The following is an 11,505-nucleotide window of genomic DNA, read 5'->3' as shown; positions in this document are numbered from 1 at the left end:
GCGAAACTAGCAGTGAGAGCACAACGGAATCAAGTAGTGAGACTAGCAGTGAAAGTACAACGGACCCGAGTAGTGATACCAGCAGTGAAAGCACAACAGAACCAAGTAACGAGACCAGTAGTGAAAGCACAATAGAATCAAGTAGCGAAACCAGCAGTGAAAGCACAACGGAATCAAGTAGTGAGACCAACAATGAAAGCACAGTAGAACCAAGTCGTGAACTAATCGTAGAAAATGCACCGACTTTTAGCGATAGTTCTAATCGTAACGGATCTCGTGGACAAAAAAATGACATGCGAGGAAATGAAACGAGTAGACATAATGTTCTTTCAAAAATATTTCCACGAACCAATAATCAATCAAATAAGTATGCTTTGATTTTAGGATTTTTATTAATATTGTTCTTTATATATAGAGTGAGCCGCCTGATTAAAAACAATAAAAAATAAATGGACCATCAACAAATCTATATAAACCCAGAAACAAGGGATATCATTGATTGGAGACTAGTGAGAATCAGGGCATGAGAAAGTTTTTTGATGTTTCTTGAGGGGTTTAACTAGTTAAGTAGTCTAAATGAATGGCAGTAGTATAGAAAAAATCACTCAATGCTTTTGTTAGCTAAGTGATTTTTTCTATTTACTGAATTTGTTTTTTCAAGAGACCAATAACAATATAAATATTTTTTTAAAAAGCTTGTAAATGTTATCTATTCTGTAATTTTTTTCTAATTGATTTTTGAAGTGTAAATAAAAAAGTGATCACGAGGGTGGTATTAGGTCTCAAGAAAGAAGCAAGAATACACAAAATTTGTTTTTTCAAATTTTTGAGAATTCTGGCTAGTTACAAAGTGATTACGTTTTTACTGTCATTTATTCAGTTTTAGAAGATAAGAAAAAAATTTACTTTTATCTCATTCTCGTCACATCACACATACACAAAAAAATTTATTTTTTTACAAGTAATTCTTTTTTTATTTCCTTAAATTCAAGAGAGATTTTTGTTGGTCCAAGGACATGGTATTCTTTCACAACAAACTGCTTTCTTTTGTTGTAAAAGCCACTAACGACTAATTTCATTCCTTCATCAACTTCTGCAAGAAAGTTCAAACTATGACCAGAAATTAAACAGTTTAAATGATTTAAACTAAAACGAACAAGAGGACGTGCGCCAAAGTTTAATGTTCTAATTTTATCCACAGTTCCATATTTTTTTATCATTATTAAGCACTCCTTAACTTGTCATTGATTTTAGTATGAATACTATCTCAAAAGTATTATACAAACATGTGTTCTCGTTGTAAATAAAAATGTTTTTGCTGTTTTGTATATGAAAATGATTACGAAAAAAATTAATTCACCGAAAACAAAAAATGCCTAAACCCTTATAAAATAAGGATTTAAGCATCTAGCGAAATCTAGCGAAATCTCACAATGGAGACGGCGGGAGTCGCTTAAATGCTATTATATCAATACTTAAATTTAATTGAATGCCATTTTGAATGCCACATAGCTATAAATCTATAAATTTATTGAACTTATCTGCTAATTGTTCTTTAGCAAGTTTTGATACATGGGCATAGGTATTCATAGTAGTTTGGATGTCCTCATGACCTAAACGAAATTGCACCTCTTTTAGCGAGGCGCCCATTTCTATTAATAAGCTAGCTTGAGTATGTCTGAAACCATGTACGGTAATTCTAGGTAGTTTTTTCTTTTGTTTTTTATCCATTTGATCTTGGATGTTTAAAAGCCATTTTCGTGAAGTATCAAGGCTCATTATATCGTGTGGATTTTTTGCACTTGAATGTCCAAAAACGAGCCATTCGTCAGATGGAGGAAGAACAGCTTCTTTCCATTCAAGAAGCTTATCTAAAGTACCTTGATCGATTGAAATTATTCGGCTAGATCCAACCGTTTTAGTGGTGTCAATTTCTAGTCCATTTGCTGTTCTAGTAACGGCTTTATAGATATTGACTGTTTTAGCCTTGAAATCTATATCTCTCCATTCAAGAGCACCTGCTTCTTGTTTTCGCATACCAGTCATAGCTAGTAATCTAAAAAAAGCTTGGATCTTTAGGTTTGGCTGATTATATAGTTCATCAAGAAACAATTTCAATTGTTTTTTATCGTAGAATGGTTCTTCAACAGTTGCTTTTTTCCTTCTTTTCGGTTTGCGTATGGCATCTGTAGGATTGGACTCTATTATACCAAATCGAACGGCGTATTTAAAAACTAGTCCTGTGTAATTCATCATTTTAGGAGCTGTATCATATTTATTTGCCCATTTATCCATTAATTTTTGAATTTTGATAGGCGTGATTTCAGAAATATATATGTCGCCGAGTTCTTCTAATACATGATTTTTAAAAATTCTTTCTGTTTTTAATAATGTAGATCCTCGTACTGTTCTTTTGTATTCAGTCATCCATAAATCATATACGTCTTTATATGTTTTTGGCTTATCGTTTTTTAATAAATTGTCCTCGTATTCACTTTGCAATCTTGCGAGTGCTAATTTTGCTTCACGTTGAGTTTTAAAATTTCGACGAGTAGTTTTAACAGGCTTTCCTGTTTCGGGGTTGATTCCTAAATATGCTTGGAACTTCCACGCTTTTTCACCGTTCTTTTTCTTATATTGTTCAAATTTAGCCAATTGAATCTACTCTCTTTCTCTGATACAATAGACACGTGAATAAGCCTATTGTATAGGTTTGTTTTTTCTTAGAACACGCTCGCTTTGGTCGGTGGGGCGTGTTTTTTATACTAATTAGTTATGAAGAGCAATTGAAACTGTCTCTGTTCCAAAGTAACCTGTTTGTGCTTGCAATACATTATTTTGTGCATTTGCTTGGGCTTCAGAGATATCAAAAACTATTTTACCAGTTTGTTGCATATCAGGATTTAAGCTTTCCATAAAGAAAGAGTTAGTGATATTACCATTTTCATCTTGATTTGCCGACATAGATGCAGCCGAATCAGCTTCGAAAGTTTTTCCATCTGCTTTTAATTTGAAGAATGAGCTATCAACAGTCACAGCCTTATCACCTGCATTTTTTACAGATAAGTCAACTACTAAGAAAGTGTCTTTTGCGTTAGTAGGAAGTACAGATGGGCCAACTTGTTTTACTACTTCAACGGAGTTTACTTTGTATTCCATTTTCCCTACAGCAACGTCATCACCGATTTTATAAGTCTTTTCTTCTTTTGTTGTAGTTTCTTTTGTAGTTTCTTTATTAGTACTTGTTGATGTTGCAGTAGCTGAATCTTTGTTTTCACCGCCACTTAGAGCACCACCAATACCAAAAAACAAAAGTACTATTAATACCCAAAACCATACCCGTTTATAAAACGGTTTTTTAACCTTATACATTTTCCCATCTTGACCCATAACTTTTTTTGCCATTTAAATATTCTCCATTTCTTGTTATAATATATTTGTGATCTCAGAAATGAGGTATGAGTCCGTGTTGCAGCACGGGCTTTTTTTACTGTGCATAAGAGTATTTTTTCTTGAAATATGACTGGCAAACATTAAAACATTCTGTTCTTAACTTATTATTGATAGAGTAGAACTTCATGAAATTTTCTAATTTGAACTGAGATTCATCTGTTAATTCATTCTCAATAAAGATATTAAGTAGAATCATAATAGCAATTCTATCAGCTTCAGCTTCGAACTTTGAATGAAAAGTTGTAGAGTTATCGTACAGTACTGAATATTCAAAATGTGAAGCAATGAAATGACCGAGCTCGTGGGCTAAATGAAAAGCTACAGAACTATCTTCGTGTAGTTTTTCGTTTAAAAATACTATTCTTGGTTTTGGATAATAAAAACCTGGTTCTTCCATTTCCATATAGATTAACTTTAAATTATACTCACTCAGCATTTCTTTCAACTTTAAATACATACAACCCATCACTCCAACTATTCATTTTCCTCTAAAGCTTTAGCAATTGCAATCGCTTTACGCATTGTCTCCTTAGATATTTCTTTTCCATCAAAAGAAAAAACAGTATCGTCTTCTGATAAATCCACATGTTTAGGGGCCTCTTTTTTCTCTCTTCCTAGAAGATAGTCTATAGAAACACCAAAATAATCTGATACTTTCGCCAAACCTTCGGAGTTAGGTGATACTGATTTCCATTTACTGAAATATCCATTTGAATATCCCAATCTTTTTTCTAATTCTCTTACAGATATTCCGTTTTGCTTTGTTAATTCTTTTATTTTTTCGTATGGATTCATTGATATGTCAACCTTTCTAGACTGACAAGAAAAAATATAGAATTAAACTCTATTTATCTGTTGACAAATTAGAGTCAAAACTCTATACTTATTCTTGTAAACAAGTTTAACAACTAAAAAGACAACAAAAAAACAGTTTTGATTATTAAACGCCAACCGCCAAGAAAGCTTTTAAAATCAATGTTTATATGTCTTATTTAACTATGTACAAAGTATAGAATAAAACTCTATGTTTTGTCAATTGAATTTAGAAAAAAGTTGTTAAATTTGTTTACGAATATAAAAGAAAGGAATGAGAAATATGAACACACCACAAATTTTTAATTTCGAACAAAACGAAGTTCGGACAATTTTAGTAAATGATGAACCATATTTTGTAGGCAAAGACGTTGCGAGTGTTTTGGGTTATTCAAACACTAAAGATGCTTTGTCGCGACATGTAGATTTGGAAGATAAGATGGGGTCGCGAATCACGACCTCAGGTCAATCAAGAGAGATGACAATCATCAACGAATCTGGTTTGTACAGTTTAATCTTAAAATCAAAACTTCCCTCTGCCAAAAAATTTAAACGTTGGGTAACAAGTGAAGTGTTGCCAGCAATTAGAAAACATGGAGGTTATCTAACTCCAGAAAAAGTAGAAGAAGCTTTGCTTAATCCAGATACAATCATTCAATTAGCAACTCAACTAAAAGAAGAAAGAACTGGAAGATTAATCGCAGAACAAAAGATTGCAGAGTATGAACCTAAAATCTCCTATTTAGATAGCATATTATCTTCTACAGATTCAGTAACAATTAGTCAGATTGCAGCAGATTATGGGATGTCTCCACAACAGATGAATAAATTACTTCATAAACTAGGTATTCAGAAAAAAGTCGGTAACCAATGGTTATTGTGCAAAAAACACATGAATCAAGGATACACAAAATCTCATACAACTGAGATCCCGAAAGCCGATGGTGGCACTAAAATTGTAATGAATACCAAATGGACACAGAAAGGGCGTCTATTTATCTACGAATTACTAAAAAAAGAAGGATATTACCCTCAAATGGATTTAGAGGAAATTGGTTAGAAAGGAGTTTTAGTATGACTGACATTGCAGAAATCACTCAACGAGATAGAGAAAAAATCAAAGAATATGTCGAAAGTTCAAAGTTCTTAACTTACACCATGCTTGCTGAAAGATTTGGAATTAGCAAAAGCTACTTATCTTTAATTTTAAACGGTAAAAAGACTTCTGCAGAAGCAAACAGAATTATAGATTCGATTATCACTATGTACGAATTGTAGAGGGGGGAACGAAATGGCACAAGAACTAATCAGCAAAAATGATCTAGATTCATTTCTTATAGGCTACGTTCCTAAACGTTACTTGAATCAAAGAGAAGCGGTTCATTATACAGGAACGTCAGCAGGAACTATTAACGAATGGGTAAAAAAAGGGTTGAAAGTAATCATCTTTGGTGAAAACAGCCGTCCGAAATACGACATCAAAGATATCGATGAATTCATGTCGAAATATAAAGTCTAAGGAGGTAAGCGGATGGGCAAATTTAACAGAGCATTAGTATTCAGCGCACCCCTAATCGTCTATGCTTTAGGTCTTTGGGGAAGCAGACAAGCGTTAATCGGCACAATCGTATATATGGTCTGGATTTTTATGGGGCTTGATGAAGCTGAGTACAAAACAAAAAAGCCAGTCGGGAGGGACTGACTAATACAGTATCACAAGAATATTAAGTGGAGGAGCAGAAAATATGACTACAGAAGAACGGATTGCGACGGCGTTAGAAAACATTGCAAATAGCCTTAGTGCTTTGCTCGAAGACACTAAAGCTAATCGTGAGTTACGGATAAAAAATCAACAAACATTTTTAGAGTTAGAAGGTAAAATTGACAATCTGACTAAAGATCCTTTTGGTTTAAAAGAAGGGAATTAAACCTTTTATTTTACTAGCATAATCCAGTATTGAATCTACCCTATCTTTGAAACGAGATTCCATTATAGCAATTGCTTCAGTTGTAATAAATATTCTAAAAAACGTTCCACTTGCAAGAGTTCCTGATATTAATCCATGTTTTTTTAATTCGTAACATGTCGATAGTACATCTTCGACTGGCCATTCAGACATGAGATCATGATGCAAATTATCTACAGATCCGAAGTGAGAAGCATCTTTTTTCAAAGAACCAGCCTTTCTTTTCTCAACGTAAGCTTTATACATTGAAGCTAACAAATATTTTGCGTCGTTTGTAAGCAAATCTAAAATTTCCAAATATTGTCACCACCTTTTTATATTTCGACAGACCACTTGCCGATAAAAAAATTATATCAAAAAGGAGAGAAGAAATAATGCAAGAATTAGTATTTTTGAAAAATAAAGAAGCTGTGACTACGAGTTTGCAAGTCGCAGATAGTTTTGAAAAAGAACACAAAAATGTTTTGAGAGATATTGAAAAGTTAAAAGAAGATGTGCTCAATTTTGAGCAGATGTTTGTGGAAGGTAATGAACCAGATTCATACGGTAGAAATCGACGAGTTTTCTTCATTAGTAGAGATGGTTTTTTCTTGTTGGCTATGGGTTTTACAGGAAAGAAAGCTATTTACTTCAAACAAAAATACATTGAAGCATTCAACGAAATGGAAGATGTTATTCGCAAGAATACTGTTCCTCAAACAATTGAAGATATGATGATCTACCAACTAGAAGAAATGAAAGATGTTAAAAAAGATGTCTCCATGCTTAAAGATACTATGCGAATTAGCGGACAACAAGAGTTTGAAATTAAGCAAAAAGGAAATATGAAAGTTATGGAAGTTTTAGGAGGTAAAGAAAGCCGAGCTTATGAAGAAATCAGTAAAAAAGTATTCTCAAAATTTTGGTCTGAATTTAAACGTACCTTTTCAATCCCAAGATATGGCGAGTTACCTCGTAAGAGATTCGATGATGCTGTTTCATTTATTGAAATGTGGTTACCAGAAACTGCGATCCGGATGGAAATCGATCAACTGAACAGACAACAAAGACTTTTCGGTGATGAAAATGAATAGAGCTGAAGCGCTAAGAATAGGGACGGTAATTGCTAATCGCTGGTGGAGACACAATAAACCAAGCATCCTAAGCCAACAACATATTGATAAGCAAAAAGCTTGGCAACAAATAAAAAAGTGACTCAGCCGGCAAGCATAGAGTCACAAAACAAAATATATCTAAGGAGAATTTTAGCATATGAATAAAGAACTTTCCACTTTAGATCAATATTTGACTGATTCTGAATGGGGCAAGTCGAATATCAAGGAAACAAATAATCGAAAAATCAGACGAAATCTTTTGACGAACGAAGAACTAGCATGTGATCAAGATGATTTGGGGAATTTTGTGAGTATTTGGGATCATGTCTATCTTATTCATCTATCGAAGCGGTCCAGAAAACCTGAATACATCTATGTCATCGAAGATGGCTTGATTGATGCACTAGAAGAGTACGACAGAGATAACTTGATTGATATCTCTTATTACGGATCAGGTAAGAAATACATTGCTGAAATGGAGGCAGAATTTGATGAGTGAAGGAACGAAACGCAACGATAACAAATTATTCAATAGTCTGTACAAGATAACCGTCAATGATGTTGTCGAAAAAAGAAACAAACTAACTTATCTGTCCTGGGCATGGGCGTGGGCAGAAGTCAGCAAAATCTGCGAAGAAGTAGACTACGAAATCTATCGTGATCCAGAAACGCATCGTCCATACCTCTTTGATGAAAAAACAGGCTATATGGTTTTTACCAGTATCACAGTCAACGGAGTAAAGCGTGACATGTGGTTACCAGTCATGGATGGTGCAAACAAGGCAATGAAAGATGAGCCATATACCTACGAAGTCAATGATTATCAGTGGAATAACGAAACGAAGAAAAAAGAGATTGTTGGAAAAATCGAAAAGCGAGTTGAAGCAGCAACTATGTTTGATATCAATAAAACAATCATGCGTTGTCTTGTAAAAAATCTAGCGATGTTTGGGCTAGGGCTATATATATTTGCTGGCGAAGATATGCCAGAAGATGTCTCAATGCTTGAACCAGCTAGCCAAAGAAGCAAAAAGCTATTCTTAGATGCTTTACAACTGGTTGCTAACAAGTACGAAAAATCGATTGATGAAGCAATTGTTGCATTGACTGATGCAGCTTCCATAACCGCTGATGACAGTAAATGGACCAAGAGAGACTTGGGCATTCTAAAACGAGGCGTTAATTGGCTTGAAGATCAGTACAGAGAAGAAACAAAAGAGAAGTGATATGAGTGTTTAAACCATTAATCGATTCATATTCAGCGGTTCTGAAAAAGTTCAAAGGAAAAGACATAGGCGCAACCATCAATGAAGAAGTGAACATCGAACGTTTGAAGACGATGTACGACGGATATGATGGCGATCGAGTCATTGAAATTCGTTTTATTGATCCACGTCGGTTCACCGTACAGCAACGAAACTTCATCTATGCGCTCATAGGCGATATTTTCATCGATACAGGCATGCCAACGGACTTCTGGAAGGAATTCTTCTACTTCCGTTTCGAAGGCGTCACAGGGCGCAAAATAAGCCTGAAAGATGAATCGAATACAACTGTGAGTGATGCCAACGTCTTAGCAAATATCATCTTAGATTTCATCTTTGAACATCATATTCCTTTCAAAGAAGGTTATGAGATTTTACCAGCGAATCAAGAGTATTACTTCTACAAATGCATCACAAAAAGAGTCTGCTGCATCTGTGGCAAAACAGGAGCTGACATCGATCACTTTGACAAAGCGCTAGGAAGACGAAAGCGCAAAGAAGTTGATCATTCAGAGTACACATTTGCAGCACTCTGCAGAATCCATCACACAGAGAAACACAAAATAGGTGTGACCAATTTCAAAAATAAGTATCAAATCAAAGGAATCAAGTTAAGTCATGAAACGATTAAAAAGTTAAGGATAGGAGGATAAATTTGGCTGAGATAAGTTGGATCAAACTTAAAACTACTATGTTTGACGATGAAAAAATACGATTAATTCAAGCTGTTCCTGAGTCGGATGCCATCATCGTTATATGGATTCGATTACTAGTCTTAGCAGGAAAGACTAACGACGATGGTCTGATATACATCCAGAGGAACATGCCTTATACCGAAGAAATGCTTGCTACATTGTTCGGCAAAAACGTAAATACGGTTCGCCTAGCGCTAACTACATTGGCAAATTTCAACATGATTGATCTAGGCAGTGATGGACTAATTGCCATCAGCAATTGGGAAAAACATCAAAATATCGAGGGGATGGATAAAGTAAGGCTAAAAAATGCTGAAAGAAACCGTAAATACAGAGAAAGGAAGAGACAGGAACGTCTCAAATTGGAAAATGACGTTAGCGTGACGTCACGTGACGGTACAGATAAAGATATAGAAGAAGATAAAGATATAGATAAAGAAGAAAAGAAAGGTAAGTATTCTGACGAACACTTACGCCTTGCTAAAAAGTTGCAAAGTAATTTAACTGAAGATTTTCCAAAAGAAATGAACAAAGTAGATATCGAAAAATGGGCAGACACAATCAGGTTGATGGAAGAAAGAGATAAAGCGTCTATAGAAGCGATTGAGTATGTGATCAATTGGCTACCTACAAATGAATTTTGGTTTGGAAATATTAGAAGTGCTAAGAAATTGAGAGAAAAATTTGAGAAGCTCAAATTCGAAATCAAAGCAGATAAGAAGAATCATAAAAAGCAAAGTCAAAAACTACAGTACAGCAATCCTAGTGAATATGACGACTTGCCAATTTAAAAAGGAGATGCATCACATGGAAAGCCTAGCAAATGCTATGGAGAAGCTAATAAGAAGAGTATTAGTGCAAAGCGGAAAATGTCCAGAATGTAGCGAACCTTTGTATAGTTGGCGAGCTAAAAATAAGGATGGTTCAGAACGCTGTAAACCAACATGCATGAGTTGTGGTTATAAAGCGTTACGTGTGAAAGAGGATATACAGACCGAACGGATATATAACGACAGTTTAAAAGCACGAGCGTTGAGTTTTTTTCAAAATGGTTCGGTATTAACAGATAAAACTTTGTTTAAGTGCAAAATGGAGAATTATCACGTAGTGGACCAAGAAACGAAAATTGCTTTAGAAAGAGCTAAAAGCTATGTAAATGATGTCCTACTGAACCATCCTGCACATTTCATTCTATCAGGGAAATCAGGAAGCGGAAAAAGCCACTTATCAATGGCCACAGCTTGGGAAATACTTGAGCGCTCAAATTATGACAAGAAAATACTTTTTATAAGCTATCAAGAGTTATTAGAGCAAATAAAGTTTTCTTATAACAATGCTGAACTGAGAAAAGAAATTGAAGGATCGCTTATAGCCGATATTAAAACAACTGATTTGGTGGTTTTTGACGATATTGGAGCTGAATTAGGTAGTGGGGTATCAAATAGTAGGCAGTTTACAAACAATACGTTAAACACGCTCTTGGAAGCAAGACAGAACAAGGCAACGATTATCACAACAAACTTATCTGGTCCTGAACTAAGAGAAGCCTACGGTGAAAGAATTGTTTCTAGGATATTTAAAAATTCAGAAGGTTATGCGCTGAAATTCCAACAAACAGCAGACAAGCGCATAAAACCAGTGAAAGGTAGTATCGCATGAATAAATACCGTAATAAGAAAACTGTTCATCGAGGTATCAAGTTTGATTCTATTGCGGAAGCAGAGTATTACGATCTAGCCTTGTGGCAAGCTGAAGCGAACGGCTGGAAAGTAAAACTTCAGGAAAGATTTGAGCTGATGCCGAAATTTGAACTAGACGGAAAGAAGTATCGCAAGATCGAGTATATTCCCGACTTCACATTTTATAAAAACGGCAAACTTGTCAAAGTCGTAGATGTTAAAGGAATGCAGACAAAAGACTTTAAGATCAAGGCAAAGTTGTTCTGTCATCAATATCAAGTGCCGTTGATATTAGCTAAAAAATATCGGAATACGTTCAAGGAAGAGCGTTTTTAAAGAGGTGGTCCATCATGACAACAGAAGAAGTGATTCAAATGCGTATTCGAATCCTTCAACGTGAGATTGACGATCTGGAACGAACAAAGGCAGTGATGGTCAATGAAACGGCTAGAAAGGCAATCGATTTGCACATAGAGAACTTAAGAAGGGAAATTCGTAGATTGGAGGAATGAGCGTGGATAAGAAAGCAGCAATGAAAA

19 protein-coding genes and 1 pseudogene are annotated in these 11,505 nt (G+C 34.9%); 14 read left to right on the top strand and 6 right to left on the bottom strand.

Translation table 11 applies throughout. The annotated features are described in order from the left end of the window. Nucleotides 1-449, top strand: a pseudogene (locus tag EVI01_RS12595) (hypothetical protein); the annotation flags it as partial. A gap of 498 nt (nt 450-947) precedes the next feature. Here the strand turns inward: EVI01_RS12595 and EVI01_RS12590 are convergent. The 5 genes from EVI01_RS12590 to EVI01_RS12570 all read right to left on the bottom strand — a co-directional run bounded on the left by EVI01_RS12590 (nt 948) and on the right by EVI01_RS12570 (nt 4,248). After that, nucleotides 948-1,220, bottom strand: coding sequence for a hypothetical protein (locus EVI01_RS12590; RefSeq protein WP_010752317.1), 273 nt, complete (start codon nt 1,218-1,220; stop codon nt 948-950). 292 nt (nt 1,221-1,512) lie between these two features. Continuing rightward, nucleotides 1,513-2,655: a tyrosine-type recombinase/integrase gene (locus EVI01_RS12585; RefSeq protein WP_010752316.1), complete on the bottom strand. Its 1,143-nt coding sequence runs from the start codon at nt 2,653-2,655 to the stop codon at nt 1,513-1,515. 114 nt (nt 2,656-2,769) lie between these two features. Next, nucleotides 2,770-3,405 (bottom strand): DUF4352 domain-containing protein, encoded by a 636-nt coding sequence (locus EVI01_RS12580; protein WP_002329429.1) that lies wholly within the window; start codon nt 3,403-3,405, stop codon nt 2,770-2,772. Nucleotides 3,406-3,487: 82 nt separating this feature from the next. After that, on the bottom strand, nt 3,488-3,910 hold the full coding sequence (locus EVI01_RS12575; protein WP_010752315.1) for an ImmA/IrrE family metallo-endopeptidase: 423 nt from the start codon (nt 3,908-3,910) through the stop codon (nt 3,488-3,490). 17 nt (nt 3,911-3,927) lie between these two features. After that, the gene (locus EVI01_RS12570; protein ID WP_002290615.1) at nt 3,928-4,248 is read right to left on the bottom strand and encodes a helix-turn-helix domain-containing protein; all 321 of its coding nucleotides are present in this window, start codon (nt 4,246-4,248) and stop codon (nt 3,928-3,930) included. Between the two features lie 301 nt (nt 4,249-4,549). Here EVI01_RS12570 and EVI01_RS12565 point away from each other — a divergent pair, with 301 nt between their 5' ends. From EVI01_RS12565 to EVI01_RS12550, 5 genes are read left to right on the top strand one after another with little or no spacing between them, the layout of a single operon-like run. Further along, entirely contained in the window at nt 4,550-5,326 is a 777-nt protein-coding gene (locus tag EVI01_RS12565) for a phage antirepressor KilAC domain-containing protein (RefSeq protein ID WP_002290310.1), read from the top strand. Between the two features lie 14 nt (nt 5,327-5,340). Further along, nucleotides 5,341-5,544 carry a helix-turn-helix domain-containing protein gene (locus EVI01_RS12560; RefSeq protein ID WP_002296611.1) on the top strand — a complete coding sequence of 68 codons (204 nt, stop codon included), beginning with the start codon at nt 5,341-5,343 and terminating at the stop codon, nt 5,542-5,544. A gap of 13 nt (nt 5,545-5,557) precedes the next feature. Beyond that, complete coding sequence (locus EVI01_RS12555; protein ID WP_010752314.1) at nt 5,558-5,785, top strand: hypothetical protein; 228 nt, start codon at nt 5,558-5,560, stop codon at nt 5,783-5,785. A gap of 12 nt (nt 5,786-5,797) precedes the next feature. Then, complete coding sequence (locus EVI01_RS13780; RefSeq protein WP_002342077.1) at nt 5,798-5,968, top strand: hypothetical protein; 171 nt, start codon at nt 5,798-5,800, stop codon at nt 5,966-5,968. A gap of 43 nt (nt 5,969-6,011) precedes the next feature. After that, entirely contained in the window at nt 6,012-6,194 is a 183-nt protein-coding gene (locus tag EVI01_RS12550) for a hypothetical protein (RefSeq protein ID WP_010752313.1), read from the top strand. On the opposite strand, the gene EVI01_RS12545 is transcribed toward EVI01_RS12550, so the two are convergent. Continuing rightward, complete coding sequence (locus tag EVI01_RS12545; protein ID WP_010752312.1) at nt 6,177-6,530, bottom strand: hypothetical protein; 354 nt, start codon at nt 6,528-6,530, stop codon at nt 6,177-6,179. The two genes, EVI01_RS12550 and EVI01_RS12545, sit on opposite strands and share 18 nt — an antisense overlap. A gap of 77 nt (nt 6,531-6,607) precedes the next feature. On the opposite strand from EVI01_RS12545, the gene EVI01_RS12540 reads away from it, so the two are divergent. The 8 genes from EVI01_RS12540 to EVI01_RS12505 all read left to right on the top strand — a co-directional run bounded on the left by EVI01_RS12540 (nt 6,608) and on the right by EVI01_RS12505 (nt 11,478). Then, the gene (locus tag EVI01_RS12540; RefSeq protein ID WP_010752311.1) at nt 6,608-7,306 is read left to right on the top strand and encodes a Rha family transcriptional regulator; all 699 of its coding nucleotides are present in this window, start codon (nt 6,608-6,610) and stop codon (nt 7,304-7,306) included. A 178-nt stretch (nt 7,307-7,484) separates the two neighbouring features. Beyond that, nucleotides 7,485-7,826 carry a hypothetical protein gene (locus tag EVI01_RS12535; protein WP_010725024.1) on the top strand — a complete coding sequence of 114 codons (342 nt, stop codon included), beginning with the start codon at nt 7,485-7,487 and terminating at the stop codon, nt 7,824-7,826. Next, nucleotides 7,819-8,553, top strand: a complete 735-nt coding sequence (locus EVI01_RS12530) for a Sak single strand annealing protein (RefSeq protein ID WP_002336321.1) — start codon at nt 7,819-7,821, stop codon at nt 8,551-8,553. Before EVI01_RS12535 ends, EVI01_RS12530 begins: the two co-directional genes overlap by 8 nt. Before the next feature lie 5 nt (nt 8,554-8,558). Further along, nucleotides 8,559-9,245 carry a putative HNHc nuclease gene (locus EVI01_RS12525; RefSeq protein ID WP_010752310.1) on the top strand — a complete coding sequence of 229 codons (687 nt, stop codon included), beginning with the start codon at nt 8,559-8,561 and terminating at the stop codon, nt 9,243-9,245. Nucleotides 9,246-9,247: 2 nt separating this feature from the next. After that, nucleotides 9,248-10,078, top strand: coding sequence for a phage replisome organizer N-terminal domain-containing protein (locus EVI01_RS12520; protein WP_010752309.1), 831 nt, complete (start codon nt 9,248-9,250; stop codon nt 10,076-10,078). Between the two features lie 16 nt (nt 10,079-10,094). Continuing rightward, nucleotides 10,095-10,946: an ATP-binding protein gene (locus tag EVI01_RS12515; protein WP_002323158.1), complete on the top strand. Its 852-nt coding sequence runs from the start codon at nt 10,095-10,097 to the stop codon at nt 10,944-10,946. Continuing rightward, a complete protein-coding gene (locus tag EVI01_RS12510; RefSeq protein WP_002321420.1) occupies nt 10,943-11,302 on the top strand; it encodes a DUF1064 domain-containing protein in 360 nt (119 codons plus the stop codon). The genes EVI01_RS12515 and EVI01_RS12510 overlap by 4 nt, the downstream gene beginning before the upstream one ends. A gap of 14 nt (nt 11,303-11,316) precedes the next feature. Next, the gene (locus EVI01_RS12505; protein ID WP_010752308.1) at nt 11,317-11,478 is read left to right on the top strand and encodes a hypothetical protein; all 162 of its coding nucleotides are present in this window, start codon (nt 11,317-11,319) and stop codon (nt 11,476-11,478) included. Nucleotides 11,479-11,505 lie beyond the last annotated feature (27 nt).

Origin of the sequence: Enterococcus villorum (assembly GCF_007990225.1) — a bacterium.
In the GTDB taxonomy this organism is placed as follows: Bacteria; Bacillota; Bacilli; order Lactobacillales; family Enterococcaceae; genus Enterococcus_B; species Enterococcus_B villorum.
The sequence above is the reverse complement of the archived record's forward strand: the minus strand, read 5'-3'. Positions and strand labels throughout refer to the sequence as shown.